Origin of the sequence: Lentibacillus persicus (genome assembly GCF_900112705.1) — a bacterium.
Taxonomy (GTDB): Bacteria; Bacillota; Bacilli; order Bacillales; family Amphibacillaceae; genus Lentibacillus; species Lentibacillus persicus.
The window spans coordinates 294,198-320,823 of the sequence record NZ_FOMR01000003.1 but is presented as its reverse complement, the minus strand read 5'-3'; the positions used below and the strand labels follow the sequence as shown (position 1 = coordinate 320,823).

General features: G+C 43.4%; 31 protein-coding genes. 1 reads left to right on the top strand and 30 read right to left on the bottom strand.

The window, feature by feature from the left end:
- Positions 1-105: 105 nt before the first annotated feature.
- From BMZ22_RS06000 to metG, 14 genes are all read right to left on the bottom strand, one after another.
- Entirely contained in the window at positions 106-747 is a 642-nt protein-coding gene (locus BMZ22_RS06000) for a 50S ribosomal protein L25/general stress protein Ctc (protein WP_090083064.1), read from the bottom strand.
- Positions 748-889: 142 nt separating this feature from the next.
- Entirely contained in the window at positions 890-1,843 is a 954-nt protein-coding gene (locus BMZ22_RS05995; RefSeq protein ID WP_090083062.1) for a ribose-phosphate diphosphokinase, read from the bottom strand.
- A 15-nt stretch (positions 1,844-1,858) separates the two neighbouring features.
- On the bottom strand, positions 1,859-3,238 hold the full coding sequence (glmU, locus tag BMZ22_RS05990) for a bifunctional UDP-N-acetylglucosamine diphosphorylase/glucosamine-1-phosphate N-acetyltransferase GlmU (RefSeq protein ID WP_090083061.1): 1,380 nt from the start codon (positions 3,236-3,238) through the stop codon (positions 1,859-1,861).
- A gap of 318 nt (positions 3,239-3,556) precedes the next feature.
- Complete coding sequence (gene spoVG / locus BMZ22_RS05985) at positions 3,557-3,847, bottom strand: septation regulator SpoVG (RefSeq protein ID WP_090083059.1); 291 nt, start codon at positions 3,845-3,847, stop codon at positions 3,557-3,559.
- 176 nt (positions 3,848-4,023) lie between these two features.
- Positions 4,024-4,830: a pur operon repressor gene (gene purR, locus BMZ22_RS05980; protein ID WP_090083057.1), complete on the bottom strand. Its 807-nt coding sequence runs from the start codon at positions 4,828-4,830 to the stop codon at positions 4,024-4,026.
- Between the two features lie 69 nt (positions 4,831-4,899).
- Positions 4,900-5,757 (bottom strand): 4-(cytidine 5'-diphospho)-2-C-methyl-D-erythritol kinase, encoded by an 858-nt coding sequence (gene ispE, locus BMZ22_RS05975; RefSeq protein WP_090083054.1) that lies wholly within the window; start codon positions 5,755-5,757, stop codon positions 4,900-4,902.
- A 142-nt stretch (positions 5,758-5,899) separates the two neighbouring features.
- The gene (locus BMZ22_RS05970) at positions 5,900-6,067 is read right to left on the bottom strand and encodes a small, acid-soluble spore protein, alpha/beta type (RefSeq protein ID WP_090083051.1); all 168 of its coding nucleotides are present in this window, start codon (positions 6,065-6,067) and stop codon (positions 5,900-5,902) included.
- A gap of 186 nt (positions 6,068-6,253) precedes the next feature.
- A complete protein-coding gene (veg, locus tag BMZ22_RS05965; protein WP_090083048.1) occupies positions 6,254-6,514 on the bottom strand; it encodes a biofilm formation stimulator Veg in 261 nt (86 codons plus the stop codon).
- Positions 6,515-6,757: 243 nt separating this feature from the next.
- On the bottom strand, positions 6,758-7,642 hold the full coding sequence (yabG, locus tag BMZ22_RS05960; RefSeq protein ID WP_090083046.1) for a sporulation peptidase YabG: 885 nt from the start codon (positions 7,640-7,642) through the stop codon (positions 6,758-6,760).
- 142 nt (positions 7,643-7,784) lie between these two features.
- Positions 7,785-8,660, bottom strand: coding sequence for a 16S rRNA (adenine(1518)-N(6)/adenine(1519)-N(6))-dimethyltransferase RsmA (gene rsmA / locus BMZ22_RS05955; RefSeq protein ID WP_090083043.1), 876 nt, complete (start codon positions 8,658-8,660; stop codon positions 7,785-7,787).
- Entirely contained in the window at positions 8,650-9,219 is a 570-nt protein-coding gene (gene rnmV, locus BMZ22_RS05950; RefSeq protein ID WP_090083040.1) for a ribonuclease M5, read from the bottom strand. The genes rsmA and rnmV overlap by 11 nt, the downstream gene beginning before the upstream one ends.
- 137 nt (positions 9,220-9,356) lie before the next feature.
- Positions 9,357-10,595, bottom strand: coding sequence for a resuscitation-promoting factor (locus BMZ22_RS05945; RefSeq protein WP_090083037.1), 1,239 nt, complete (start codon positions 10,593-10,595; stop codon positions 9,357-9,359).
- 238 nt (positions 10,596-10,833) lie between these two features.
- A complete protein-coding gene (locus BMZ22_RS05940) occupies positions 10,834-11,607 on the bottom strand; it encodes a TatD family hydrolase (protein ID WP_090083034.1) in 774 nt (257 codons plus the stop codon).
- Positions 11,608-11,680: 73 nt separating this feature from the next.
- Positions 11,681-13,639: a methionine--tRNA ligase gene (gene metG / locus BMZ22_RS05935; RefSeq protein WP_090083032.1), complete on the bottom strand. Its 1,959-nt coding sequence runs from the start codon at positions 13,637-13,639 to the stop codon at positions 11,681-11,683.
- 545 nt (positions 13,640-14,184) lie between these two features.
- On the opposite strand from metG, the gene BMZ22_RS05930 reads away from it, so the two are divergent.
- On the top strand, positions 14,185-14,463 hold the full coding sequence (locus BMZ22_RS05930; RefSeq protein ID WP_090083029.1) for an AbrB/MazE/SpoVT family DNA-binding domain-containing protein: 279 nt from the start codon (positions 14,185-14,187) through the stop codon (positions 14,461-14,463).
- Between the two features lie 693 nt (positions 14,464-15,156).
- Here the strand turns inward: BMZ22_RS05930 and rsmI are convergent.
- The 16 genes from rsmI to dnaX form a co-directional block, all read right to left on the bottom strand.
- On the bottom strand, positions 15,157-16,041 hold the full coding sequence (gene rsmI, locus BMZ22_RS05925) for a 16S rRNA (cytidine(1402)-2'-O)-methyltransferase (RefSeq protein ID WP_090083026.1): 885 nt from the start codon (positions 16,039-16,041) through the stop codon (positions 15,157-15,159).
- On the bottom strand, positions 16,019-16,312 hold the full coding sequence (locus BMZ22_RS05920) for a GIY-YIG nuclease family protein (protein WP_090083024.1): 294 nt from the start codon (positions 16,310-16,312) through the stop codon (positions 16,019-16,021). Before BMZ22_RS05920 ends, rsmI begins: the two co-directional genes overlap by 23 nt.
- Entirely contained in the window at positions 16,299-17,045 is a 747-nt protein-coding gene (locus BMZ22_RS05915) for a tRNA1(Val) (adenine(37)-N6)-methyltransferase (protein ID WP_090083021.1), read from the bottom strand. The genes BMZ22_RS05920 and BMZ22_RS05915 overlap by 14 nt, the downstream gene beginning before the upstream one ends.
- A gap of 222 nt (positions 17,046-17,267) precedes the next feature.
- Positions 17,268-17,612, bottom strand: a complete 345-nt coding sequence (yabA, locus tag BMZ22_RS05910; RefSeq protein WP_090083018.1) for a DNA replication initiation control protein YabA — start codon at positions 17,610-17,612, stop codon at positions 17,268-17,270.
- 14 nt (positions 17,613-17,626) lie between these two features.
- Complete coding sequence (locus BMZ22_RS05905; RefSeq protein ID WP_090083016.1) at positions 17,627-18,454, bottom strand: PSP1 domain-containing protein; 828 nt, start codon at positions 18,452-18,454, stop codon at positions 17,627-17,629.
- Positions 18,455-18,458: 4 nt separating this feature from the next.
- The gene (gene holB, locus BMZ22_RS05900; protein ID WP_090083014.1) at positions 18,459-19,448 is read right to left on the bottom strand and encodes a DNA polymerase III subunit delta'; all 990 of its coding nucleotides are present in this window, start codon (positions 19,446-19,448) and stop codon (positions 18,459-18,461) included.
- Positions 19,449-19,465: 17 nt separating this feature from the next.
- A complete protein-coding gene (locus tag BMZ22_RS05895; RefSeq protein ID WP_090083011.1) occupies positions 19,466-19,906 on the bottom strand; it encodes a YaaR family protein in 441 nt (146 codons plus the stop codon).
- A gap of 73 nt (positions 19,907-19,979) precedes the next feature.
- A complete protein-coding gene (locus tag BMZ22_RS05890; RefSeq protein ID WP_090083009.1) occupies positions 19,980-20,309 on the bottom strand; it encodes a cyclic-di-AMP receptor in 330 nt (109 codons plus the stop codon).
- A gap of 14 nt (positions 20,310-20,323) precedes the next feature.
- On the bottom strand, positions 20,324-20,956 hold the full coding sequence (gene tmk / locus BMZ22_RS05885; RefSeq protein ID WP_090083006.1) for a dTMP kinase: 633 nt from the start codon (positions 20,954-20,956) through the stop codon (positions 20,324-20,326).
- Between the two features lie 13 nt (positions 20,957-20,969).
- Positions 20,970-22,388 carry an aminotransferase class I/II-fold pyridoxal phosphate-dependent enzyme gene (locus BMZ22_RS05880; RefSeq protein ID WP_090083003.1) on the bottom strand — a complete coding sequence of 473 codons (1,419 nt, stop codon included), beginning with the start codon at positions 22,386-22,388 and terminating at the stop codon, positions 20,970-20,972.
- 91 nt (positions 22,389-22,479) lie between these two features.
- Positions 22,480-22,671, bottom strand: coding sequence for a sigma factor G inhibitor Gin (locus tag BMZ22_RS05875; RefSeq protein ID WP_090082999.1), 192 nt, complete (start codon positions 22,669-22,671; stop codon positions 22,480-22,482).
- A 165-nt stretch (positions 22,672-22,836) separates the two neighbouring features.
- Positions 22,837-23,100 (bottom strand): pro-sigmaK processing inhibitor BofA family protein, encoded by a 264-nt coding sequence (locus BMZ22_RS05870; RefSeq protein ID WP_090082996.1) that lies wholly within the window; start codon positions 23,098-23,100, stop codon positions 22,837-22,839.
- A gap of 72 nt (positions 23,101-23,172) precedes the next feature.
- Entirely contained in the window at positions 23,173-23,391 is a 219-nt protein-coding gene (locus tag BMZ22_RS05865) for a YaaL family protein (protein ID WP_090082994.1), read from the bottom strand.
- 344 nt (positions 23,392-23,735) lie between these two features.
- Positions 23,736-24,332: a recombination mediator RecR gene (recR, locus tag BMZ22_RS05860; RefSeq protein WP_090082991.1), complete on the bottom strand. Its 597-nt coding sequence runs from the start codon at positions 24,330-24,332 to the stop codon at positions 23,736-23,738.
- Positions 24,333-24,432: 100 nt separating this feature from the next.
- Positions 24,433-24,753 (bottom strand): YbaB/EbfC family nucleoid-associated protein, encoded by a 321-nt coding sequence (locus BMZ22_RS05855; protein WP_090082990.1) that lies wholly within the window; start codon positions 24,751-24,753, stop codon positions 24,433-24,435.
- Positions 24,754-24,777: 24 nt separating this feature from the next.
- The gene (gene dnaX, locus BMZ22_RS05850) at positions 24,778-26,472 is read right to left on the bottom strand and encodes a DNA polymerase III subunit gamma/tau (protein WP_090083157.1); all 1,695 of its coding nucleotides are present in this window, start codon (positions 26,470-26,472) and stop codon (positions 24,778-24,780) included.
- Positions 26,473-26,626 lie beyond the last annotated feature (154 nt).

The following is a 26,626-nucleotide window of genomic DNA, read 5'->3' as shown; positions in this document are numbered from 1 at the left end:
CTGGATGTTATAGGTTGTGCTTTGAGTGACCAAACCACTTTGTCAATGAAGCAAAACCCTCCTAATGACTGCTGACTAGGAGGGTTTATATTAGAAGGGTTGCTGCTATTCACTTTTTTCTTCGTCGTCATCCTCAGCATCAACCAATTCCGGTTCTGCCCCTTCATCCGATTCTTCACTTTCAAGATCTTCCACTGTATCCGGCGGAACAACCGTTGCAACGGTCGTATCGTCGTCTTCCGTAATTTCATAAAGATCAGCCTTTGGCAAATCGGAAACAGTTATCGTGTCACCAATTTGCAACTCGTTAACATCAACCGAAATGACTTCCGGGATATCTGCCGGCTTTGCACGTACCTGTAACTCATACAATGGTTGCTGAAGAACGCCGCCGTCTTTAACACCGACTGGTTCGCCGTCCAGGTTCAATGCTACCGTAACGTCCATTTCTTGTTTCAAATTGACGACGTAGAAGTCCGCGTGAATTAACTCATCTTTCATCGGTTCGATTTGATACTCATGAAGCATAACGTCTACCGGCTTTTCGCCGTCGATATCAAGTGAGATGATTGCATTTCTGCCTTCATCCCTTACCGTTTTAACTAATTCAATGCTATTAACCGAAATAGCTTTAGGGTCTTCCTCTTTACCATAAACAACTGATGGTACTTCACCATTCAGTCTGATCTGCTTTGTTGCAGACTTCGTGAGGTCTTCACGTTTTGCTGCTTTTAATGTTACTGCCATTCTTAATCACCCTCCATTATTTAACAACCTGAGTCTATACCAGGATTCATACGGCACATAAATTTCTCAGTAACGTTTCTATTAAAACATATTTCACGTTTTTTCACAAAACACACTCAATCATAAACACACAGTATGACAATTAGTCAAACAAAATACTTACCGATTTCAGTTCATGCACACGGGTTATCGCTTCACCAATCAGCGGTGCAACAGATAATTCGGTCACTTTATCGCTCTTACGGTCTTCGGTAAGTGGAATGGAGTTCGTTACAACCAATTCCTTAATTTTGGAATCATTTATACGCTGAAGCGCCGGTCCTGATAACACTGAATGCGTACAGCATGCATAAACTTCTTTAGCACCATTTTCCACCAATGCATCGGCAGCTGCCGTTATGGTTCCGGCTGTGTCAATGATATCATCGATCAGGATGGCCGTCTTCCCTTCAATATTCCCAACAATGTTCATGACTTCTGAAACATTCGGACGCGGGCGACGTTTATCAATAATCCCGATTGGGGCCTTCAGATAATCCGCCATCTTTCTGGCCCGTGTCACCCCGCCATGGTCCGGGGAAACAACAATAATATCCTCAAACTCCATTTTCTCAAAATGATTCGCCAAAATCGGCACACCTTGCAAATGATCGATTGGGATGTCGAAGAATCCTTGGATTTGCGGGGCATGTAAATCGAGTGTGATGACCCGGTCAGCACCGGCCGTTTCAAGCAAGTCGGCAATGAGTTTGGACGTAATCGGTTCTCTTGAACGTGCTTTCCGATCCTGTCTGGCATAACCATAATATGGCATGACGATATTGATCGATCTGGCCGAGGCGCGCTTTAAGGCATCAATCATAATCAGCAGCTCCATTAGATGCTGATTAACCGGCGATGACGTCGATTGTACAACATATACGTCCTTGCCGCGAACACTCTCTTCAATATTGATCTGGATTTCCCCGTCACTAAATTCGGATACTGTACATTCTCCCAGTGTTGTACCGATATGCTCTGCGATATCTTTTGCCAGCTCCCGGTTCGAGTTCAATGAAAAAACCTTCAGCATTGAATCTTTATAGCCAGATGCCATAAAATTAACCCTCCATTAGTCTTTTTTTTGATTTCTGATTCGTGAAGCATAACCTTCTTTATTTGCTTGTCTGGAACGGGCAATCGACAACGCGTCTTCAGGCACATCCTTTGTTATGGTTGAACCTGCAGCAACATACGACCCTTTTCCGACAGTTACAGGAGCGACTAAGTTGGAATTGCAGCCGATAAATGAATCGTCTTCGATCGTTGTCAGATACTTATTTTTGCCATCGTAATTGACAGTTATCGTACCACACCCGATATTTACATTTCTGCCTACATCTGCGTCTCCAATATAACTTAGATGAGAGACCTTGCTATTCTCACCTAAAGACGTTTTTTTCACTTCAACAAAATTGCCGACTTTTGCTTCATTGCCAATTTTTGCTTCAGGACGTATATGCGAATAAGGACCTATTTGGACACGATCTCCTATTTGGCTATCTTTAGCAACACTTTGTCTGACAGTGGTTCCTTCTCCAACGACACAATCCTCAATATCGGAATAAGGGCCTATCTCGGCATCAGCTTTAATAGTTGTTTGTCCTTTAATAACTGAACCCGGATGGATTAAGACATCTGGTTCGATAACAACTTCAGGGCTGATATAAGTATTGTCAGGATCAATCAGTGTGACGCCATTACGCATATGTTGTTCATTAATCCGCTTTTTAAGTGACTTTTCTGCTTGCGCCAGAGCAACACGATCATTTATCCCCAGCGTTTCTTCAAAGTCTGCTGTCTGGAATGCACTGACTTTCTCATCCCGGTTTTGGAGTATTTCAATGACATCCGGCAAATAATATTCACCTTGGACATTATCATTCGATACGTGCTGTAATGCTTCAAAAAGTGCTTTGTTATCAAAACAATAAGTGCCTGTATTAATCTCATCAACGCCTAGTTCGCTGCCGGATGCGTCTTTATGTTCAACGATCCGTTTCACTTGATTTTGCTCGTCACGAATCACTCTACCGTAACCTTTAGGGTCCGGCGCTTTTGCAGTTAAAATGGTCGCTTTTGCGCCTTGTTCTTCATGATGGTCGAAAAGCGCCCGATATGTTTCATGTGTAATTAATGGGGTATCGCCACAGACAACGATCGTCGTGCCCTCCTCATTTTTAAGAAGATCTTCCGCCTGCAATACCGCATGGCCTGTCCCCAGTTGTTCTTCCTGCAATACCGTTTCGCTGTCTTCACCAATATACTCGGCCACCTCATCTGCGCCATGGCCGACGATTGTGACCATTTTATCAGGGTGAACAGGCTTTAATTGATCAATTACGTGCTGGACCATCGGGCGCCCTAAAACCGGATGAAGCACTTTATATAGTTTTGACTTCATTCGTGTCCCTTTTCCGGCAGCTAAAATAACTGCGTAACGTTTAGCCATAAAGAGCCTCCATTTCACTATATAAAGGACACTGACTCGCCGCATAACGGCGGCTAACTGTCCCTCAATACCCGATTCATCAGTTTGGAGAAATACTCCCTCTGATGGTAGTTTCACTGTATATCCATTATGAATATATCTTAAAAATGGGCTTATTTCAACAAATTTAATGTTTGCAGAAAGAGGAAATGGCTGTCAGGAGTATGCTTAATGAGGTATTTCAACTTTTTTATTTCCGGCTGATTTTTAACGTTAAAAAAAGACAAAAAAGAAGGCTAACCTGTAGAGCAGATTAGACCTCTTGTTTGAAACGGTAATTTAGGATGCACCGGCTTCTTCGTATTTCTCCTCTGTGTCACCGGCACGATGGTATTCTTCTAATACTGCATCCTGAATCTTACCGCGAGTATTAGAATTGATTGGGTGAGCAATGTCCCTGAACTCACCATCAGGGGTCCGTTTGGAAGGCATAGCCACAAACAAACCATTATTGCCGTCAATCACTCGAATATCATGCACGACGAATTCTTCATCCATGGTAATCGAAGCAATCGCTCGCATTCTCCCCTCTGTGTTGACGCGGCGCAGTCTGACGTCTGTTACCTCCATGATGTTTCACCACCTTTTCCATTCTGAACTTATTACCCTAATTCAACAAAAGTTCAAGAATTCCTGCCTGTCCACGAAAAAAATTTAGAAAATATCGCGTTATCTTAAAATAAACAACAAATCATTTTAATTTCGAAGCGATTAGGCTGGTGATATGTTAAAAATTTCAGGAGTTCCTAGTAATTTCCCGGGTGGACTTCAATTGTTTCTTGTTTAATATCCACGTTAGTGATTTTTACAAGCGACGTATAATTCTCGACAACACGTTCATCTTCTTCATCATCAGCTTCTGCAAGCACACCGATGGCACCTACGTTGGCATTGAATTCTTTCACGAGGCTAATCATTCCGTTAATCGTCCCGCCCGCCTTCATAAAGTCATCAATGATACAAACATTGGCACCTTCATGCAAACTTCTTGTCGGCAGCACCATCGTCTGGATTTTCCGCGATGATCCTGACACGTAATTAATACTGACAGACGACCCTTCTGTTACCCTGGGGTCGCGCCTGACAATAATTACGGGGACATTCAAAACTGAGGCCGTTGCATAAGCAAGCGGAATACCCTTTGTCGCTACCGTCATCACTGCATCAATCGGCCGGTCAGAAAACACCGATGCCAGCACCCGTCCAATTTTATTAACCATTTGAGGATCGCCCAGCACATCACTCATATATAAATAGCCGCCGGGAAGAATTCGGGCGGGGTCCTGTAATCTCGAGCAAAGCTCATTGATGAACTGATTGCCGTTCTCCATAGAAAAATCAGGTATAAAGCTGACACCACCCGATGCGCCGGGGATTGTTTGCAAATGACCGTGGCCTTCTTCCCGCATCACCCGGTCAACGATATCAAGATCCTCACTGATAGAAGATTTTGCCGCAGCGTACTTTTCACTAAAAAATGGGAGAGATGTATGTTTTCTGGGATTTTCTAAAAAGTAATTTGTTAACGAAACTAATCGATCGCTTCTCTTCATATGTCACCTCTCACTTATATCCGAATGTTATAGTTAAATATATCATTATTATACGTGTTCTATCAAGTTCTACCGTCGATCGAGCAGTTGAACGATATAAACTTCATTACAAAATCCCCTCAGACCATTATATATACGCTTTGCCTTGCTGAAATGTCGGGTGAGACCTGCAACAGTAGGTCCACTTCCGCTCATCAATGCACCCGACGCTCCTGTTTCAAGCATTTTATCCCTAATCTGTTTCACTTCCGGATATAACGGAAACGTTACATCCTCCAAGGCGTTGCCGCTATGCTGGCACAACTTATCAAAATCCTTTTCTTCCAATGATTGAATGACAGCCTCTGTGTCCGGGTGCGGGATAGTATCCATGTTAACTCTTGGGAAGATATGCCGTGTTGAAATGCCAATATCGGGCTTAGCGAGCACAATATAACATGGCGGGGGTGAGGGCAGTGTACGTATTTTTTCACCATGCCCTGTACCAAGCGCTGTATTTCCTGTAATACAAAAAGGGACATCTGAACCCAATTCCGAACTGAATTCAACGAGTTCAGCCTGCGAGACACCGACGGACCACATGCGGTTAAGACCGCGCAAAACAGCTGCTGCGTCACTGCTGCCTCCCCCGAGTCCTGCTGAGACAGGAATGTTTTTCTGGATATTAATACGAATCCCCCGGTGCAGCCGGTATGTATTTTTAAAAGCCAGTGCAGCCTTGTATGCAAGGTTTCCTTCATCATTTGGGACATATTGATTATCAGTTGAAACCTCTATTTTATCATCATTAATATCGTATAACTCGACCCTGTCGGCGAGGTCAACACTCGTCATTATCATCTCTACTTCATGAAAACCATCTTCACGTTTTCCCAGTACATCAAGTGATAAATTTATTTTCGCCGGCGCCCGCTCGAATAAAACCATCTCAACACCCACTTTACACTCAAGGGATTTAGATTTGCTTTGCTTCCGTCATATAAACTTATAGCAAATTGTACCATAATCAAAAGACACTATCGAGCACAAGCTAAAAAGGGCAAACCCGCCATACGGGTTCGCCCTCACGTTACTTCATATTTTGCTCAGCCATTTCTATTGCCCGTTTCACCATGTTACCGGCATCCTTTGCCTTGATACCGCCCCAGCCTTCCTTTTGAACCGTGTCGTAAAACCCTAACTCTTTAGCAATTTCTTCTTTCAAATGATTCGACATTGCACCGCTGCGTCTGCTCATGAAGAAATATCCCCTTTCCTTTAAGAGTGGTTACGACACTTATAGTATTTGCCTAATCATCAAATAAACACCCGTAATAAGTATACAGAAAAGGAAATTTTTTATAGGCAGGGAGGGCTTGCATATTATTTCAGCATTTTCTCAAACTGTAAAAACAACCTGAACGAAAAAGCAGCAAACGCGTGTTTACTGCTCGGCTATCATTGCTTGTTCATCCTGAAAACTTAACTCCACTGTCTCGGTCAGCACATCGGCGTAGCTGTAAGAAACACGTTCGAATGCATTTTCGTCCTGATCCAGTTCAACAATAAAGACAGAGGGATAGGTTTCTGCCAATATACCACAACGTTCAATTGTTTTTCTTCTGCCTCCATTAGCTCGCAGCCGCAACCGCTGGCCAACGTGACATTCAAGACCTTGCTTAATTTCGACTAATGTTTTCGCCACTATACTCCACCTCACTCACATTCCATAATAGCACATGCTTGTATAATAGTCAAATAAAACTCTATATTATAACAGCATAGCTTTTTTAATGTCAACATTAATATTTTGGTTGGCTTTTTATATTATGGCGAATTGTTAACAAAATATGTATGTGCTGAGTACCATCACTAAAAACCCGATGCAAATCACCATTCTAATCGCCCGATCTACAGAGATGCGGGCGATAGTAAAAGTCAGCCAAATTTATGTTAACTGATCATTATCATCCTCATCTTCAGGGGTATGCGGCATACCCACTCGCAGAAGCCCCTTTGTTTCAACACCGCCCAAACCCTTCTCTCCAGTCAGTGTATTACGAAGCGCCTCCCATATGCCGATTTTTTCCATAAATGGCGTATAAGCAACTCTGGCCGCAATGTAAACCGGATCCAAGGCGTGAATGTTAATCCGGGAAGGTGAGCTGGCGAAATTTGCCCCTGCACGAATAAGCGATTCAAAATGAGATTGACAGGCGCCGGCAAATATAACCAATTCATCAAGCCGCGGATTCTTTTGTCGGATAATTTCCACAGTCTCAATGAAATATTTTGAATGGCGGTAAGCCCTGAGATCGTCTTTCGAACCTTTATTTCTGGAGAAAGCGTCATGACCTGTGATAATGATAATATGCGGGTTTATTTTATCGACTAGTTCTCCGATTTTATCAGGCATTTCTTTTTCCAGCATATGGACACCTTGAACTTGCAGACCAACTCTTCGATACAATTCCATACATTTTCGGAGGTATGTTTGATCACCATCGACGTGCAGAACTCTTAACGGCAATTGAAAATAACCAGCTGTATGCTGGTAGCCATCACCCGTTTCATACTCACGCTTTTCCTTCATAAGTCGGTAATCCTGGCTGAACAATCGATAAGAAAACTCCACTTGTTCTTTCTCTTTCGCTTTGCGCTTCGCTAAGTCTTTTGCTTTAACATGGACCAAATCATCCAAAGGAGCATCTGCCGCAAGACGAATATCTTCCCCGTGCAATATTGCTGTATCGCCTGTAATGGATGAGATGCGAAACAGTAAATCATGATTGTGTGATTTTCGTGTGACACGCTCACCTGGTGAAAAGCTCATAACGCCACCCCACAGCCTATGTCAGGAATTAATATATCTCTAACGATAGGCTATGCAAACAGCTGAGTGACTGTGCCTAAGAAGTGCTTATTTAAGTAATAAATTAAAAAGCATCCGCAGAAATATAGCGAATGCCGAACGTTTATTTATATAGCTGATAAAATGTGTTAGCCAAAACCGCTAATTCTTGCATTGTCAAAGACTCACCACGTCTGGCACCATCAATACCGGCTTTGTCCAATGCCTCGGATATCTTCACTTTATCCGCGGTTTTAAAATGCTGTTTGAGATTATTCCGCAATGTTTTACGTCTCTGCGCAAAACAAGCCTGGACAATGCTAAAGAAATAATCTTCGTCATCAACCTGAACAGGGGGTTTCTGTCGCCGTGTTAATTTCAGCACGCCTGAATCAACATTGGGGGGCGGCATAAAGACCGTTTTTGGCACGTGCATAACGACGTTTGCCTCGGTATAATATTGCACAGCTATCGACAGGGATCCATACGTTTTACTATTTGGCTCAGCTGCCATTCGATCTGCTACCTCTTTTTGAATCATAACTGTAAAACTATTTACCGGCAAACTTTCCCGCAGCAATTTCATTAATATTGGGGTCGTTATGTAGTACGGAAGGTTAGCAACGACATGAATCGGCTGTTCGTATGAGAAAAACTGCTTTACCATTTCGTTCACATTTGCTTCCAGAATATCCTGATGAACAATGCGAATATTTTCATAAGCTCTCAGCGTATTTTCCAGCACCGGGAGCAGCCGCTGGTCGATTTCATATGCCAGCACTTTATCTGCATTGACAGCCAATTGTTCGGTGAGGCCACCGATTCCGGGCCCTATTTCAATGACACCGGCGTTTTTATCAATGCCGGCTTTTTGAATAATATTATTCAGGATATTAACATCAATAATGAAATTCTGGCCGAGGCTTTTCTTAAAAAAGATGTTGTACGTATCAAGTATCTCCCTTGTTCGATTAGGGGTTGCAATCCATTTAGCAGTCATTATTTTCCTCCTGCAGAACCTGGCTCATAGCTTCCTCAAACTGGTTTCGAGTAATTTGAAACATCGTCAGCCGTTTCAGCAGCTGCTTGCCGTTTGTATGCCCAATTTGCAGCAGTTCACCGAGGCGCTCACGCCGTGTACGTGAATTTGCACCGCCTATCAGGCCTGCCGCAATCAGGTCTTCTCGTTCAATCTCATAATAGGATTCATCAGACAACGAATAAACGCCCTGAAGCGCGTGTTTAATCGCTTGAGCAGAAGCGTGTTCAATACCAAGACTTTTATGATCGGGGTTTTTCGCCAACGCCTCATCACGCGGCAAAAATGCATGTTTGCACCCCGGGACGGCTTGATCAATAATATGCCGAATGCGGCTGCCGGGGTAATCCGGATCAGTAAAAATAATAACACCACGTTTAGCCTGTGCATGCCTGACCTGTTCTATAACGGACTTACCAACAGCTGACCCATTCGTCTCAATAGTATCCGCATCAACAGTCTGATTTATTTTAGCTGTGTCATCGCGTCCCTCTACAACAATAACTTCCTTTACCTTCAAAATCATTCCCCTTCTCACATACGGGCTTCATTCAGCGAAATATAATAATGCTCCTACCACTATATCATGGCAGGAGCATTTTATCATCAGCTAATCAAAGCACTATTTTTAACGCATACGCCTTGATGCAACTCGCCTTAATTAAGGATCTTAACTTTTACTGTTTTTCGACCGAAATTTAAAGCCTGGCTTTTTGACTTAAAGTGAAGATCAATCCGGTTTCCTTTTATATCGCCGCCCGTATCGCCGGCGACAGCTTCCCCGTATCCTTCAACCCAGACTCTGGAACCCAGTGGGATAACATTTGGGTCGACTGATACAACTTTCGAATTCTCCCGTAAGTTGATGCCGGTTGCTGTAACCCCGCTGCCGTTACAACCAACACAGTCGACCGTATAAGCAGTGGCATTCATGTGCATCACGTTGCCGCCTGAATTGCTGCTCTCCTTACTATTGTCGTTACGTTGACTGTTGCTTTTCTCACTGGAGACTGTCCGCAGACTTGCTTCCTGCTTTTTTTCTTTCGTTCCGATTGCGACGACACGGTTTTTACTTTCCTGTTCCACTTCTTCATCAATCAAATCACGGCTCACTTGTTCACCGTTTTCTTTTGTTATCTTATATTCCTTTACAACGACACCTTCCCGGCCTTCGGATATGACTTTCTTTTTCCCTTTTTCCAGGCTGCTGTCTTCACGTTCCTCTACTTGGAAATCAACTTTTTCCTTCACGACATCCGTTTCTTTTTCGACACGTGTAACCGTTATCGGGTTATCCTTGGACACTGCTTTCTTCTTTGCGGGTTTCAACTTGTCATCATCATCAATGGTGATATTATTTTCTTCCAGAAGTTCTCCCACGGTGCCTCCAGTTGTCCAGGCTTTTTCTTTTTCCCCACCGTTATTAATGGTTACTTGAAATGCCTTATCAACTGTGAATTCCATTCCATCGCTGATTGTCGCATCCTTTTCATGGGACGTTTCATCATGTTTCGAAACACTGATGTCTTTTTCATTCAGAAATTCCTGGAGGTTATCACGTGTTGTATAATAGTCCGTTTCCTCATCATCCACGACAACCGTAACCTTCTGCGCTTCTTTGTATGTAATATTCATTCCGTCTTCAATTGGTGCGTCTATGTTATGAGATAATTCATCATGTTGAGAGTAGGTGATCCCTGTTTCATCAAGCAGTTCTTTTACAGTTTCTGCGTGGGTCTGGATGGTTTCTTTTTCTCCATTGTCCTTTACGACCACTTCTGCCTTGGTTGTTTCCACGATGATAAAACCGGTGAAAACAATCAGTGCCAGCAGACCAACGCCGGTTAGAATCCAATTCCGGGTTGAGTTTGGCAATAGCTTTGAAAAAATTTTCATGCTATTTTGCCTCCTTTCACTGCGCCTTTGATTATAATAACAGTCATATGTGATTACAACTTAATTTCGTTTACGAGTTGTTTACAATTGAATTACAAAAAATAACCATTGTATTTCAGAACCCTTTAAAAGCGTTGTTGCATCAGAATTGTTACGATCAATTAAAATTGAAATCTTTAAATATTACGGCACACAAAAAGCCTGGCTGTCCCGCCAGGCTCTTCAGTAATGTTTTTTATCATTTTTTGCCGATATTAAAAAAGGTCAATGCATTTTCTGTTGTAATTCGGCTAAGTTCCTCGAAAGACATGCCGCGCAGTTCAGCAATCTTCTCAGCTACGAGTTTTACGTAAGACGGCTCGTTGCGTTTGCCGCGGTTCGGGTGAGGTGCCAAAAAGGGGGCATCCGTCTCAACCAATAGGCGATCAAGCGGCACTTCAACTGCAGTATCTTTTGGTAAAGTCGCATTTTTAAACGTGACCGGACCGCCGAGTGAAACGTAAAAGTTCATGTCCAATATTGTCTGGACATATTCAGCGGAATCATTGTAACAATGCATAATCCCGCCGATTTCTTTTGCGTTTTCCTCCTGCAGCAGCTGCAGAATATCCTCTGTTGCCTCACGGTTATGGATAATAATCGGCATGTTGACTTTCTTCGCTAAAGCAATTTGTTTACGGAATACGTCTTTTTGACTATCTTTTGGCGATTTATCCCAATGATAGTCCAAGCCCATTTCACCAATTGCCACTACTTTCGGATGTGACGCCAATTCCTCAATCCAAGTCAGATCGTCCTCGGTCATATCGACTGCGTCAACCGGGTGCCAGCCGACAGCAGCATAGATCGTGTCATATTGCTCAGCAATTTCAATCGCGAGCGGAATTGTCTTTCGATCAAATCCGACAACGACCATGTATTTTACGCCCGTGTCGAATGCACGCTGAATCGTTTCCTCCCGATCCTCCAAAAATTGGTCCGCATTTAAGTGTACATGGGTATCAAATAACATACAGCACGCTTCCTTTCATAGGAAAAGGCCAAACTCGGCTGGAGCTGACCCTTTTCCTTTTCATACTATTTATTTATTTTACGACCGAACCATTTGGCAGCGTTTGCTCAACGGAAGCCAGGGCGAGCTTGCCGTCTGAATCTTCTCCGGAGAGAATCATTCCTTCTGACATTTCTCCACGGAGTTTTACCGGTTTGAGATTCGTAATGCAGATAACTTTTTTGCCAACGAGTTGTTCAGGTTTATAGTGTTCCGCAATGCCGGACACAATTTGTCGTTTATCACGGCCGGTATCCACTTGCAGCTTCAGCAATTTATCGGCACCTTTCACTGGTTCTGCTTTCAGAACTTCAGCAACCCGCATATCAAGTTTCATAAAGTCATCAATTGCAATTTCGTCTTTTTGCTCCGGGGCTTGCGTTTCTTCAGTATTTCCCGCTTGAGATGATTTTTGCATCATGGCTTTAATCGCCTGAACTTCTTTATCGACATCAAGACGCGGGAAGATCGGCTGCCCCTTCTGGACGGCAGTCCCCGCTTCTATTCGACCATCTTCCCGGGCACTGTCCCATTCTTTCAGCGTTTCGTCTTTAACACCTAGCTGGGCGAAGATCTCTTCAGGTGCCTCGGTCAGGAATGGCTGCAGCATAATCGCTATTTTCCTTAAGGATTCAGCAAGATGTGCCATCACGTTACCGAGCCGTTCCTGGCTTGCTTCATCCTTGGCCAGTTTCCACGGTTCCGTTTCATCTATATATTTATTGGTACGACTGATCAGCTGCCATAATGAAGAGAGTGCTACTGAAAATTGCATATTCTCCATTGCTTCTTCCACCCGCTGAATGGTGTCCTGCTGGAGCTGTTCAAGTGATTCTTCTATTTCAGTCTCAGCTTTTCGATAAACGGGCATCTCGCCATTGAAATATTTGCTGATCATAGCAATCGTCCGGTTCAATAAATTACCAAGGTCATTTGCTAAATCATAATTGGTACGTTCAACAAACCCTTCCGGTGTAAATACGCCATCCGAACCGAACGGGACTTCACGCAGCAAATAATAGCGCAGTGCATCAAGACCGTATACATCGGTCAATTGCACCGGATCAACAACATTTCCTTTTGACTTGGACATTTTGCCGTCTTTCATTAAAATCCATCCATGAGAAAATACCTTCTTTGGCAGCGGCAGGTCCAACGCCATCAGCATAATCGGCCAGTAAATTGTATGGAAACGAACGATTTCCTTGCTCATGAGATGAACATCGGCCGGCCAATATTTTTGATAGAGTGTGTCATCGTCACTGCCGTAGCCCAATGCTGTAATATAATTCGACAACGCATCGATCCAGACATAAATGACGTGTTTCGGATCACCGGGCACTTTTATTCCCCAGTCAAATGTCGTGCGGGAAACTGCCAAGTCTTCCAGTCCGGGTTTAATGAAATTATTCAGCATTTCATTTTTACGTGTTTCCGGCTGGATAAATTGCGGATTCTCCTCATAAAATGCTAAAAGCTGGTCCACATACTTGCTCATTTTGAAGAAATATGACGCTTCCTTCACTTTCTCAACTTCGGCCCCGCAATCCGGACAGTGGCCGTCATCAAGCTGGCGTTCGGTGAAAAAAGATTCGCACGATGTACAATACCAGCCTTCATACTCATCAAGGTAAATATCACCTTGCTGAACAAGCTGGTCAAATATTTTTGCAACAATCGTTTTATGACGGTCTTCAGTTGTTCGGATAAAGTCATCGTTGGTTATTTTTAATTTTTTCCAAAGGTCCTGAATTCCGCTGACAATATCGTCCACGTACGCTTGCGGCTCCATTCCCTTATCGTTTGCTTTACGCTGGATTTTTTGGCCATGTTCATCGGTTCCAGTCAGGTACATGACATCATATCCGCGTAAACGTTTGTAACGCGCCATTGCATCACCGGCAACTGTCGAGTATGCATGCCCGATATGCAAGTTGCCGCTCGGATAGTAAATTGGTGTAGTTATATAGAATGTTTTCTTATCGTTTGGCATCAGCTTACTTACCTCCTAATTTCATAAAGTGAATCTTCAATCAGTGAAGTGGGTTTCTTCACTGATTGTTAGATGAACAGAATCGGACATTTAGGGACAGTTACCGCCGTCTTCTGGCGGGTTACTGTCCATTACATGCGGGATAAAGTGAATCTTCAATCAGTGGGGCGTTCTTCCCCACTGATTGTTAGATAAACAGAATCGGACATTTAGGGACAGTTAGCCCACCGTCTTCTGGCAGGTTATTGTCCATTACATGCGGGATGAGTTCTATTGTAGCGCTTTTTAACAGCTTTTCCAATCACAAGCTTTTTTCACATATTATATGGCATTAATTTAAAACATTTCTGACAGACGTTATTTTATCAAAAAATGCAGCATTTGTTTAGTTAAGTTAATTTTCGAATTTATTTCTATTTTATTGCATAAATTTGTTGACACGCTTATAGATGGTTGGTACTATATTCCATAAGTAAGTGTCGAAACATGGCGAAAAACTTTTTATAGCAGTTGCGTATCTAAGCCTAAGAGGGGAGAATGAAGAGATGAAATCAACCGGGATTGTGCGAAAGGTTGACGAATTAGGGCGGGTTGTTCTTCCAATCGAACTGCGTCGGACACTTGACATCAACGTGAAAGATGAGTTGGAGATTTACATTGATGATGACAAGGTTGTATTGAAAAAACATACACCTAGTATGATGTGTCAAATAACCGGTGAGATATCAGATGAAAATTTCTCATTGGCAGACGGAAGAATAACGCTAAGCCCTGATGGAGCAGAAAAGCTCATTGAAGAACTGCAATCACGATTACACAAATAACCAGAATGTTGTATAAAGTGAATCTTCAATCAGTGAAGTGCTTTCCTTCGCTGATTAAGAGGAACAAAGGCTAAGTTCGCAACATCTTGTTGCAACGCCTTTGTGACCTGCATCGTGCAGGCCCGAACAGAATCGGGCATTTAAGGACAGTTAGCCGCCGTTGTTTGGCGGGTTAGTGTCCTTTACATGCGGAAGAAAACCACTGAAAGTGCGAAAGACGGCTGACGCTTTGGTATTCCAACGTCAGCCGTCTTTTTGGTTGTCCCTGAACCTTTATAATTGATGGAAACTGCGACACAGTGAAAATTTCATTTGCCTCTCTAGCGACGCAGCTGGAATATACTCGCTTTCCGTGGGCTCACCACGAGCCTCCTTGTGGGCAAAAACCACTCACTGCGGGGTCGCTTTGGTTAGCTGTCCCACAGGAGTCTCGCATATCCCAGCTGCTGATACAAGTGTGTAAGTTCCATCACTGATTATAAAACATATTAAACTTCAGTGAGCAATTGTCAGCGAAGGAAATACACGCCGACTCCTGCGGGAGCAAAGGCATAGGTGAGACCCCGCAATGCGAAGCATGAGGAGGCTCACCAGCCGCCCGCGGAAAGCGGCGTGTATTTCCGAAGCGGTGGACGGGGCACTAACTAGTTCGCAGTTTATGGGTTTTGTGAAGTAACTGCTTTTGAAAGCATGTTACTGTTTTTTCTGATCAATGTGGTAGGCTTGATAGACATCGCGTTTGGCCATTTGGCGCTCCTCTGTTACGCGTTTGACAGCCTCTTTACTCGAAAGTTCTTCTTTGTTTATATAATAATCAACGTGATCAACGATTGAAAGACTGCTCCACCACAAATCATTCTCCTGCGCCTCAGACGGGGAGGCGCCTTCTACGACCAGACAAAACTCGCCTTTTAAATCCGTGGATTCTGCCCAGGTCGTAAGCTCTTCTGCTGTACCGCGGACATATTCCTCAAATTTTTTCGTCAGCTCCCGCGCTGCTGTCATACGGCGATTGCCAAGATGGTTCTTGAGCATTTTCAGCGTATCCTTCACTCTAAATGGCGATTCATAAAATAGCAGGGTCGCCTGACTGTATTTCAATCGCTCCAATGCAGCTTCTTTATCTTTTTTCTTCCGCGGCAAAAAACCGTAAAACAAAAATTCATCCGTGGAGAGACCAGAGCCTACAAGTGCACATAACGCGGCATTGGCTCCGGGCAAAACCACGACCGGGTATTCAGAGTCGATTGCTCCTTGTACTAATTCATAGCCGGGATCTGATACACCGGGCATGCCCGCGTCACTGACAACCGCAATCGACTCGTCCTGTCCCAGGCGCTCGAGCAATTGTCGGGTGCGATTTTCTTTATTATGCTCATGGTAACTGATAAGAGGCGTTGAAATTTCAAAATGGCTGAGCAATTTTTTTGTGTTTCGTGTATCTTCCGCCGCGATAACAGAAACTTCCTTTAATGTCCTCAAGGCGCGGAACGTTATGTCCTCCAGGTTTCCAATGGGTGTGGGCACAACATAAACTGTACTCGCTTTTTGATCGCTAAAGCTCTTTTGAATTTTCAAAGTCCATCACTTCTTTCAACTTGTCCCGGATAAGTTGGGCCTTGCCTTTGCGTGTCAGCTGTTTAATCTCATGCTCCCGGCGCATCGCCTCTTCCTTCGTTGAAAAATTTTCTCTGAAGACAATTTTAAATGGGCCCCGGCCGCGTGTGTACTTGGCACCTTTTCCCTCTTCATGCATCTTAATACGGTTTTCCAAATCATTTGTATAGCCGGTATATAGCGTATCGTCCGCACATTTTAAAATATAAACAACATGTTCATCGTTTTCCATAAATAATCTCCTCTGCTTCAGTCGTATAAGTATTATCCGCATTGTAAATATAAAGCGGCGGCAAAATCGTTAAATCAGCATTACCATCTCTTGTGCCTTCAATCAAAAGCATATTGGATTCCCGCCCACGTTTAGGATATACGAACTGCAGGCGCTTTGGCTCAATCTTATATTGGCGGAATAATGTAATGATATCAACAAGCCTTCCCGGACGATGAACCATGGAAACTTTCCCGCCCGGCCTTACATGCAGCTTACATGCTTTAACCACATCTTCAAGTGTCGTATAAACTTCGTGCCGCGCAATTGTTAAATGATTGTTTGCGTTATGTTCTGTGGCAGCCGGCGTCGGAAAATATGGCGGATTGCATGTGACAACATCAAACGAACTGTGCCCAAGGTGTGCCTTCATTTCCTTTAAATCCCCATGAATCATCGTTAAGCGATTCGCCAATTCATTCAATTCCACGCTGCGCGCAGCCATATCAGCAAGCCTTTCCTGTATTTCAACGCCTGTAATCGATGCATTCGTCCGGCGCGATAGCAACAGAGGCACCACGCCATTGCCCGTACATAAATCAAGAATGCGCCCTTTTCTGATTGGCACATAGGCAAAATGAGCAAGTAAAACGGCATCAAGCGAAAAAGCGAACACCCCCGGACTCTGGATGATATGCATTGTGTCTTCCGCCAGCAAATAATCAATTCGCTCATCGTCGTAAAGCTTTACCATGTCCGTCTTCCATCCTATCTGATTAAATTAAAGGGGCTGGGACAAAAGTTTTTATAGTTAGAGAAAAGACGAACTATAATCAGTAAGGAAGGCGGGGGACGCCGCTGCGGAAAGATGCTACGCTTTCCGCGGGCGGCTGGTGAGCCTCCGAAGCGCTAACCCTACTTATAGTTCGTCATTAACGTTGATATATAGGTTGTATCCCAGTCTCTATTGTTTACATTATTTCGTTTTGTTAAGAAATTCCAGACAAAACAAACAATCTTCTTCCTGTCTTGGCGTGCCAAAATGGATATTGCAAATATGAAATCCTTCTTCATATAGCCGAGCCAAGTTATCATAACCTTCACCGGGTATATTGCTGGTTGCATTTACTGCTCTATTTTCTTTAAAATCGTCATCTGCCTGCTCCAAACGGCTGCGCAAATGGTGGTTTTCCATTTCCAGGCGATGCTTTTCCTCTAAAAGACTGCTTAATTTACCTTTCAAATCGCCAAGTTGTTCGTACAGTTCACCAATTTGGCTTTCCATATCCGAAACCTGGTCGAAAATCTCTCGTTTTGACACGCTTGTTCACCCCACTATTCTGTGGCTTGTGCAGTGATAATCCCCTTATCAATCATTTCATCCAATGTATATTCAATCTCCCGTTCATTTTCAGGGAGTTGAATATGAATCACCCGCTCCAAAATGTTTAAACCCGATACTTTACCTTCACCATATGGCGTTTTAACCTTTTCACCAATATCCGGCAGTTCGCGTTTAGCTGTTTCATAATCATCATTTTCGTATTTCAGGCAACACATAAGACGGCCGCACAATCCGGAGATTTTCGCGGGGTTCAATGATAAATTCTGGTCTTTTGCCATTTTTATTGAAACGGGCTCAAAGTCACCCAGGAATGTTGAACAGCAAAGCATTCTGCCGCATGGTCCAATTCCGCCCAGTATTTTGGCTTCATCGCGCACACCAATTTGTCTCAGTTCAATCCGGGTTTTAAATGCTGCAGCAAGATCTTTGACCAGGTTGCGAAAGTCCACTCGGCCTTCTGCTGTGAAGTAAAAGATGATTTTATTGCGATCAAATGTATATTCAACTTCGACCAGATTCATATCCAGCTGGTGTTCGTGTATTTTCTCGGTACCCGCTGCCAAAGCCTTCTCAGCAAGATCGTGATTTTCAACAACTGTGCGTTTGTCTTGTTCGTTTGCCACACGAATGACTTTTTTAAGCGGAAGCACAACATCTTCCTCATCCACCTGTCGCTCTGTAATGACAGCCTTGCCGAACTCAACGCCGCGTACTGTTTCCACAACAACATAATCATCGCGTGCGATATTATTATTGCCTGGATCAAAATAATATATTTTACCCGCCTTTTTAAAACGGATTCCTACTACTTCTACCATTTTCTCACCCCTGTATTTGAATGATGAGTTCCTCCATCACAAGTGTCGGGTTAACATTTTGCTTGAGTTTTCGTTTGGCATCAAGCAGCTTATTTAAGTTGTCCAGTAATTTTTCCTGTGAGAAGAACATCACCAGGTTTTCAATCCTTGTATCATTTTGCTCAAAAACGACCAAATCTTTCGTCTTGCCTAAATGATAAAAAAGTATATCTTTAAAGCCGAGCAGCAGTAAATCCAACCCTTGTTCCTGCTGTGTTCGTTCTTTGAAATGCGGCAGCCATTTCTGATGTATAAATAAAAAAACGTCGTTTTGATTTGACGAAAACGTTTCTATTAATTGTACCATTAATTTTCGCGCTTGCGCAAACCAATCATCAGTACTCCAGGCGATTGCTTCATCCAGGTTATTGGTTAAGGCACTTATTAAGACAGCATTTGAACGAGACACATCATGCTCAACCAATTGCTGCTGAAATGCTTGCGGGTTAAGAGGCTTAAAATCAATCATCTGACAACGCGAACGAATTGTCGGGAGAATAGAGGAGCTGTTTTCAGTCATCAAGATGGCGGTTGCTTTTTTGGAAGGTTCCTCCAAAAACTTTAACAGACGGTTTGAGGCGTTGGCAGTCATCGTTTCTGCACTTTTAATGACATACACTTTCTGATCGGACTCCAGACCTGAGTAGCTGAATTCTTTTTGCAGATATTCAATCTGCTCTTTTCGAATCGATTGGCCATCGGGCTCAATCCAATGCATGTCAGGATGGTTGCCCGACTCAATCCGATTGCAATCACGGCATTCCTGACAAGGCTCCACCCCGGATCTTTTCGTGCAAAAAAGAGACTTTGCCAATAATAAAGCAACAGCTTCTTTTCCTGTTCCACGCTCGCCCTGGAGCAAGTATGCATGGGAAAGCCGGTCTTTTTGAATACTGTTCGTAATGATTCTGCTTGCCAATGGCTGGACTTCCGCTGTTTCAGACCATGTTTTCATTCGTTTCCCTCTTTTGACTATGTATATAAATTAACTAAAAGACCTTTGATTTCCCCGATAAGGCCTAATAAATCCACGGTTTTTCTTTCTTCGTTCATGATCTCTTCCGTTAACTCAGCAAGTTTATCATCCACTTGTCTGAGGATGGTCAACTTTTGACTTCCCCCGTCCATTCTATAATTATGAGATTTTTGCAATGCGAATCCATTCGGTACGGTTTCCTGCAAAAAATGCTTTATCATTCGCTTAAATTTAATTAAATCCCGGGCAGACCGGTAACGCGCAAGCTTATCCCCTTGTATCGCAATATTCTTCATCAGTTGACGGATTTCCTGCTGCTTTAATTGAAGTGTCTGGGACTGGACCATTTCTTTAAATGGTGAGCGGCTCTCTGCAGGAGCACGCTGCGCTTTATTTGTTGTATCAATCTGTGATTGTAATTTCGGATTAATCTTCATCAGGCCAGTCCCCCTTCCTTCTGCTGATACTGTGCCAAGCAGCGTTAACCCGGCTGCTGCTTTTTAACAGCTTCTAAAACTGGATAAACTGTTCAATTGGCAGGATGAATACAGTAGCCCCACCGACCTCAACCTTAACGGGTTTTGGAATATACGAATCAGCATTGCCGCCCATTGGTGATATCGGTGCCACCATTTGTTCACGTTTAGAACAATTATCCTTAATGACGTTCAGTCCGTGATCGACATAGTCATCCTCACAGCCAATCATCAATGTTGTGTTTCCTTCCTTTAAAAACCCGCCTGTCGTTGCAAGTTTGGTAATTTTAAAATTTTCTTCGCCCAAAGCGTCAAGAACACGGTTAGTGTCTTTGTCCTGAACAACTGCAATGAGTAACTTCACGGTCTCACCCTCCTTTACCTGTTTTTTAAAATCGTATCAATATAGTTAACTGCTTCTGACTCAACATCTTCGAATGACTGATCAGCATTAATAACTTTAATACGGTTCGGAAATTTTGCAACCAGCAGTTGATAGGCTTCATAAACATCTTCATGAAACTGAATATTTTCCATATCCAGGCGATTTCTTTCTCTGTCTTTATTCGCTGCAATCCGGTTAAGCCCCTTTATTGGTTCAATATCAAAAAGCAGTGTCTTATCCGGCATAAGGTCCTGTATCGCAAATTTATTAACAGCAAACACTTCCTCGATGCCCAGTTTTCGGGCAAATCCCTGATAGGCAAGACTGCTGTCAACAAACCGGTCACATAATACGATTTTGCCTTCACTTAAGGCCGGGAGCACTTTTTCAGTCAAATGCTGTCTCCGTGCCGCCGCATAAAGAAGCGCTTCAGTACGGGCATCCATTGCCGTATGTTCGGGGTTTAAAATGATTTCACGAATTTTTTCGGCTATTTCGATTCCGCCGGGCTCTCTTGTTGTCAAAACGTCAAACCCTGAATCGGCAAGTTTTTGTTCAGCTGATTTCAGTATGGTGGATTTTCCTGAACCCTCACCACCCTCAAATGTTATGAAATATCCACTCATGGCGCTTACTCCTTTAACAAAAAACGCTTATTCCTTCTTCTATATCTCTATGCTGGATTGTTACACCCTGCTGCATGAACTGTTCAATGATTTCAATATGATTGCGGGTAATCTGCTCACCCTTCAACACGAATGGTATGCCGGGCGGATAAGGTATGACAGCTTCTGCTGCTATACAGTTTTCCGCTTTTCTTAAAGGAACCTGGATCGAATTGCGCTGATTCATCGTAAAATAATCCAATTCAAGTTCAGTGATACGTTCTTTAAAAAGATTGTTTGTATCTATTATATCATGATTCGGGATATTTTTTAATTGTGCATTGATGCGGCCGACTGCTTTTTCCAGTCGTTTCATTTGATTAAAAGGGGCCAGGCCATGCACCAGCAATAGCTGATTATGCGTTGCAAGCTCCGGGTAAATACCTTCCTGTTCAAACAATCCGGCTATTGTCTCAGCCGGAACGCCCAATTTTGCCTGAAGTGTTATTTTAAGTGGATCATCCCCCGGCACGATATGCCACAAGTCACCTTTTTTCAGTATGTCACGAACTTCTTCAGCGCTATTCAGTATGCGTCGCAAATCGGTAGAGGTCAAGTGTGCCAGAAACGAACGTGCCAAATCCAAGGAAGCCATAATCGGATATGATGGACTGCTTGACTGCACCATCTGAAGATAACGCGCAATCCGGCTGCTTGACATGCGTTCTGATTGTGTATGCAAAAATGCCCCCATCGTCATGGCCGGTGCCATTTTGTGTGCTGATTGTACTACCGCATCCGCCCCCATCGCAAGTGCTGCTTCCGGGAAAGAATCGTCCAAGAAAAAATGGATGCCATGCGCTTCATCCACCAGCACTGGTATATTATATTCATGAATGAGTTGAATCATTTCGTTTAATCCGTAAGTTCTCCCAAAATAATCCGGATAGGTGAGGACCACACCTTTAGCCCTCGGATGCCTGTCCAACGCCCGTTTAATCGAGTCCTTACCGGGGGCTGTATAACGATGAACAGCCTCATCGAATTCAGGGGCAACAAAGACAGGCTTTGCGCCAGCCAATTCCAGTCCGTTAAAAATTGACTTATGACTATTTCGCTGGACAATCATCTCATCTCCTGGTGAACAAACCGATAAGATCATTGCCAAATTACCACTGGTGCTGCCGCCAATTAAAAAGTAACTGGCGTCCGCTTCAAACAGCTCGGCAGTCAGCTCCTGTGCGTCTTTGATGACGCCATGGGGTGCATGCAAATCATCCAGACCGGATAGTTCTGTCAAATCCAACTGTAGAAGAGATTTGAATGCTTCCTTTCCCTGAGACGGAATTATGTTCCCGTTTTTATGCCCAGGAACATGGAATGAAACAGGGCGGCTGGCTGTAAAATTTTCTAACATGGTATATAAAGGTGTGTTTTTCTGATTCCGGCTCATACCTTTCCCACCCTCTTTACGGTTAATCTACTTGTATGTTAATGCATTAAAAAAGACCGCTGCAAACTTTTACACAGCGGACTCTGAATGACTAGGAATATAGTGTTGGCTGATTCATATTCTTTAATTTTTGCAAATAATAACGGTATTTTTCTTCCCGCGGCTCAGTGTGAATCATATTTTTTTCACATTCACAGCAAATAAATAGTTTGTATAAATGGATTCCGCGTTCTTTTTCTTCCTCACAAATTCCGCAACGTTCCATCATTATTTTTTGTTCCATGTCCCCACCTCCGTTAGCTTAGTATCTCCTAATCTAACGAAATTTATACACGCAAAACTGGTTATCTTTTAAACTTTTTTATAACCGCTTCTCAATAAAAGTATATGCTTCAATAGCTTATCTCTTTACACTTTTAAAAAGATGGGGCCTGGAACGATTTTTCAACTACAGAATAAATAAATGAATAGCAGCAAGCGAGCCCAAGCCAAATATACCTAAAAAACCGGATACAATTACTGTGAACAGGTTGATTGGTATATGCAGACCGACGGCTCCCCCAAACACGTTCAGAAAAAATAAAAGTAAGATTCCGATTCCCAATTTAACGGTACTATTGGCAATAAACCGCATTGGTTTAACAGGAGCCCCTACAAATAATAGAATGACGATTAACACGACCATAATCGAAATAACCAGTGTTGAACTCAACGAACATAGCACTCCTTTCCCTTGTCCCTTTCTATTTATTTATGAAAAGGAAAACGGAAAAAGAACTAAGATCTATTGATAAAACCGCGTGGCCCTGATTTTTCGATGTTTGGCTTCCTTGAGTAAATACAAGTACTTAGCTCGAGCAAGATTCTCTTTATAAAACCCATCTTCTGTCGATTCGATGCTTTTATTCAAAATTGATTGAATTTGCTTCCATTCATATTCGATGGCGAAAAGTGAATCTAATAGCTGCTTGTCCACTTCCCGCTTTCTCTTTTTTTTCCCCATATTTTCTCCTATCTCTTTTTATCCCGCATGTAATGGGCAGTAACCCGCCAAAGAACGGCGGCTAACTGTCCATAAATGTCCGATTCGTTCGGGCCTGCACGATGCAGGTCACAAAGGCGTTGCAACAGGACGTTGCGAACTTAGCCTTTGTTCCCCTTCAATCAGTGGGAAAAACTCCCACTGATTGAAGATTCACTTTATCCCGCATGTAACTGGCAGTAAGATCCCCACCTCAAATGTTAGCGTATACGATGAAGATTAGGTGGGGGATCAACTGCCAGTAAATGTCCGATTCGTTCATCTAACAATCAGTGGGAAAAACCCCCACTGATTGAAGATTCACTTTAAAGATCTCTTCTGCCTTCCAGGGCTTTTGAGAGGGTTACTTCATCTGCATATTCTAAATCGCCGCCAACCGGCAAACCATGTGCAATCCGGCTTGTCTTAATCCCCGATGGTTTTACCAGCCGGGAAATGTACATAGCGGTAGCTTCGCCTTCAATATTAGGGTTTGTAGCCAAAATGAGTTCTTCGACACCTTCATCTTTTAAACGGTTTATTAAATCAGGCACATTGATATCCTCTGGGCCTATCCCATCCATAGGAGAAATGGCACCATGCAGGACGTGATATTTCCCATTGTATTCTTTCATTTTCTCCATAGCGATAACGTCTTTTGGGTCCTGTACCACACAGATAATTGAACTGTCCCTTGAAGTATCCTGACAAATCGCACACGGATCCTGGTCGGTGATATGACCGCATGTTGAACAGTGTGTCAATTCACGCTTTGCGTTTACCAGTGACTTGGCAAACTCCATAACGTCGTCGTCATTCATATTTAAAACATAGAATGCCAGTCGGACTGCCGTCTTAGGACCGATTCCTGGCAATTTTGTAAAACTGTCAATCAATTTGGAAATCGGTTCCGGATAATACATCTGTTATTATGCCTCCCATTAGAAAAACTCGGCATTCGCCTCGTTCCAGCGCGTGCCGATGTTTTTCATACAAGGTCTTTCTTTATTTTTTGATCGGGAATTAAAACATGCCGCCTCCAGGCAGATTCATCCCTTTTGTAAATTCTCCCATTGTATCATTTGTTTTATCTTCAATTTGTTTAATGACATCATTTGTAGCAGCCAAAACAAGGTCTTGCAGCATATCAACGTCATCTGGATCTACGACTTCTTCTGAAATCTGCACATCCGTAATTTCTTTTTTACCATTTGCAACGACGGTTACCATGCCGCCTCCAGCTGACGCTTCGAATGTCATTTCATGCAGTTCTTCCTGAGCTTTCATCATTTTTTTCTGCATCTTCTGCATTTGCTTCATCATGTTATTCATATTGCCTTTCATAAAAAACGCCTCCTAAAACGTAATCTATTCTTCGTGTATTTCCAGCAGTTCATCGCCAACCAGTTTTCGCGCTTCTTCCACCAGCGGATCCTCTTTCTGACCGCTTTCTTGCTGTTCAGAATGGTCCTGCTTGTTTATATACTCGTTACGCAACTCCTGCCAATCCTTTGCAGGTATCGGGATAATCGTCCAATTACGGCCGCTCACACTTGTCAGCACCGACTCCACTGTCTCCCGATTGTCCAGGAAGAGCGAACAATGAATTTCATATTTAAATTGGACGACTAACGCATCCTCTGATGCTGCGGCAGGTTTGCTGTCCTGTATTGTAGCATGTGCCGGGGCGCTTGTCGATTTAAGTTTAGTTAAAAATGAAGCCCATTGTGACTGCACTTCTTTAAGCATCGGCCGTTCGGCGGTATCAAGTACGCTCCGAATTTTGTCATAAGGGATATTATAACTGTTTTTTGCCGTTCGTGATTTTGCCCGTTTCGGTTCTGCCGGAGCTGCTGGCTGCCGTGCTGCTGCAGGTGATTCCTTCAACGCAGTCAATTCCTTCTCAAGCTGTTCGAGTCTGCCGACAAGCCTTGTCACTGCTTCTGAATCAGCAGCATTTTGCGTTTCCTCCTGCTGCGTATTTTTTCTCGTAATCGTGAGTATTGCAATTTCGATAAATACTTTGGGGCTTGTTGTCCATTTAATTTCCTGCTGACACTGGTTAAGATGCGTGATGGCGCCCTGAATCCAGTCCTCGGAGACCGTCTCAGCAAGTTGTTTGAACGGCTCATCCACCATGGCTCGCTCCAGAATATCGTCAAGTGCCGGGGCGCTTTTGTACAGCAACAGATCACGCAGAAAATAAATCAAATCGTAGACAAAGCGTGCCGGGTCTTTCCCATTCTGAATCAACTCATCAAGCAGGGATAAAGCTTTTTGCACATCCTGGCCATGCATAGCCTGAACAACGTCGGTCAAAATCCCTTGTGCCACACCACCTGTCACAGCAAGGACATCTTCCAGCTCAACTTGTTCATCACTGTATGATATTGCCTGATCAAGGATACTGAGTGCGTCCCGCATACCGCCTTCTGCTGCAAGTGCGACAGTTTCCAATGCTTCATCCGAAACAGCGATTTGTTCTGCTTCAATCACGGTCCGCATCCGCTCGACGATTGATTTGTTCGAAATCGGTTTAAAGTCAAAACGCTGGCATCTTGAAGCTACTGTCAGCGGAATTTTGTGAGGCTCGGTAGTTGCCAGAATAAAAACAACGTGCTGAGGAGGCTCTTCCAGAGTTTTCAAAAGCGCATTGAACGCGCTTGTTGAAATCATGTGGACCTCATCGATAATATAAACTTTATAAGGAACAGTGCTTGCTGCATACTTTACTTTTTCCCGAATTTCCCGGATATCTTCAACACTCGTATTCGATGCGGCATCCATTTCAATAATGTCATTAATCGACCCATCTTGGATACCGCGGCAGGATGCGCATTCATTACACGCTTCTTTAACAGGGGCATGTTCACAATTAATCGTCTTCGCAAAAATTTTCGCAGCACTTGTTTTCCCCGTCCCCCGCGGACCGGAAAAAATATAGGCATGTGAAAACTTTTCCTGAACAATCGCATTTTGCAGTGTTTTGGTAATGTGTGCCTGGCCGACAACATCCTCGAACGTCTTGGGCCGCCATACACGGTATAGTGCCTGGTAGGTCATAATGAAGGTTTCCCCTTTATGCAGCTGTTTGAAAAGAAAATGATCTTTTTGAACGCGCATGATTATTCTATCTAAATTATACTCGATATCAGGGGTGAATGTGAAGAGGATTGCAAATAAACACAGAGGCTCGCTGCATTGTGCAACGAGCCCC

What these genes read in the sequence shown, in the direction of transcription:
- dnaX (WP_090083157.1), bottom strand. Translation starts at nt 26,472, where the DNA reads ATGACCTACCAGGCACTATACCGTGTATGGCGGCCCAAGACGTTCGAG.
- recR (WP_090082991.1), bottom strand. Translation starts at nt 24,332, where the DNA reads ATGTATTATCCGGAACCGATTTCCAAATTGATTGACAGTTTTACAAAA.
- BMZ22_RS05995 (WP_090083062.1), bottom strand. Translation starts at nt 1,843, where the DNA reads ATGGCATCTGGCTATAAAGATTCAATGCTGAAGGTTTTTTCATTGAAC.
- spoVG (WP_090083059.1), bottom strand. Translation starts at nt 3,847, where the DNA reads ATGGAGGTAACAGACGTCAGACTGCGCCGCGTCAACACAGAGGGGAGA.
- BMZ22_RS05915 (WP_090083021.1), bottom strand. Translation starts at nt 17,045, where the DNA reads ATGGTAAAGCTTTACGACGATGAGCGAATTGATTATTTGCTGGCGGAA.
- tmk (WP_090083006.1), bottom strand. Translation starts at nt 20,956, where the DNA reads ATGAGTGGATATTTCATAACATTTGAGGGTGGTGAGGGTTCAGGAAAA.
- BMZ22_RS05855 (WP_090082990.1), bottom strand. Translation starts at nt 24,753, where the DNA reads ATGAAAGGCAATATGAATAACATGATGAAGCAAATGCAGAAGATGCAG.
- BMZ22_RS05895 (WP_090083011.1), bottom strand. Translation starts at nt 19,906, where the DNA reads ATGAAGATTAATCCGAAATTACAATCACAGATTGATACAACAAATAAA.
- holB (WP_090083014.1), bottom strand. Translation starts at nt 19,448, where the DNA reads ATGAAAACATGGTCTGAAACAGCGGAAGTCCAGCCATTGGCAAGCAGA.
- ispE (WP_090083054.1), bottom strand. Translation starts at nt 5,757, where the DNA reads ATGGTTTTATTCGAGCGGGCGCCGGCGAAAATAAATTTATCACTTGAT.
- glmU (WP_090083061.1), bottom strand. Translation starts at nt 3,238, where the DNA reads ATGGCTAAACGTTACGCAGTTATTTTAGCTGCCGGAAAAGGGACACGA.
- BMZ22_RS05865 (WP_090082994.1), bottom strand. Translation starts at nt 23,391, where the DNA reads ATGGGGAAAAAAAAGAGAAAGCGGGAAGTGGACAAGCAGCTATTAGAT.
- BMZ22_RS05940 (WP_090083034.1), bottom strand. Translation starts at nt 11,607, where the DNA reads ATGTTATTTGATACCCATGTACACTTAAATGCGGACCAATTTTTGGAG.
- BMZ22_RS05875 (WP_090082999.1), bottom strand. Translation starts at nt 22,671, where the DNA reads ATGGAACAAAAAATAATGATGGAACGTTGCGGAATTTGTGAGGAAGAA.
- BMZ22_RS05970 (WP_090083051.1), bottom strand. Translation starts at nt 6,067, where the DNA reads ATGAGCAGACGCAGCGGTGCAATGTCGAATCATTTGAAAGAAGAAATT.
- purR (WP_090083057.1), bottom strand. Translation starts at nt 4,830, where the DNA reads ATGAAGAGAAGCGATCGATTAGTTTCGTTAACAAATTACTTTTTAGAA.
- BMZ22_RS05880 (WP_090083003.1), bottom strand. Translation starts at nt 22,388, where the DNA reads ATGAGCCGGAATCAGAAAAACACACCTTTATATACCATGTTAGAAAAT.
- BMZ22_RS05905 (WP_090083016.1), bottom strand. Translation starts at nt 18,454, where the DNA reads ATGGTAGAAGTAGTAGGAATCCGTTTTAAAAAGGCGGGTAAAATATAT.
- BMZ22_RS05920 (WP_090083024.1), bottom strand. Translation starts at nt 16,312, where the DNA reads ATGGAAAACGATGAACATGTTGTTTATATTTTAAAATGTGCGGACGAT.
- metG (WP_090083032.1), bottom strand. Translation starts at nt 13,639, where the DNA reads ATGCCAAACGATAAGAAAACATTCTATATAACTACACCAATTTACTAT.
- BMZ22_RS05930 (WP_090083029.1), top strand. Translation starts at nt 14,185, where the DNA reads ATGAAATCAACCGGGATTGTGCGAAAGGTTGACGAATTAGGGCGGGTT.
- yabG (WP_090083046.1), bottom strand. Translation starts at nt 7,642, where the DNA reads ATGAGCTTTTCACCAGGTGAGCGTGTCACACGAAAATCACACAATCAT.
- BMZ22_RS05945 (WP_090083037.1), bottom strand. Translation starts at nt 10,595, where the DNA reads ATGAAAATTTTTTCAAAGCTATTGCCAAACTCAACCCGGAATTGGATT.
- BMZ22_RS06000 (WP_090083064.1), bottom strand. Translation starts at nt 747, where the DNA reads ATGGCAGTAACATTAAAAGCAGCAAAACGTGAAGACCTCACGAAGTCT.
- rsmA (WP_090083043.1), bottom strand. Translation starts at nt 8,660, where the DNA reads ATGACTGCTAAATGGATTGCAACCCCTAATCGAACAAGGGAGATACTT.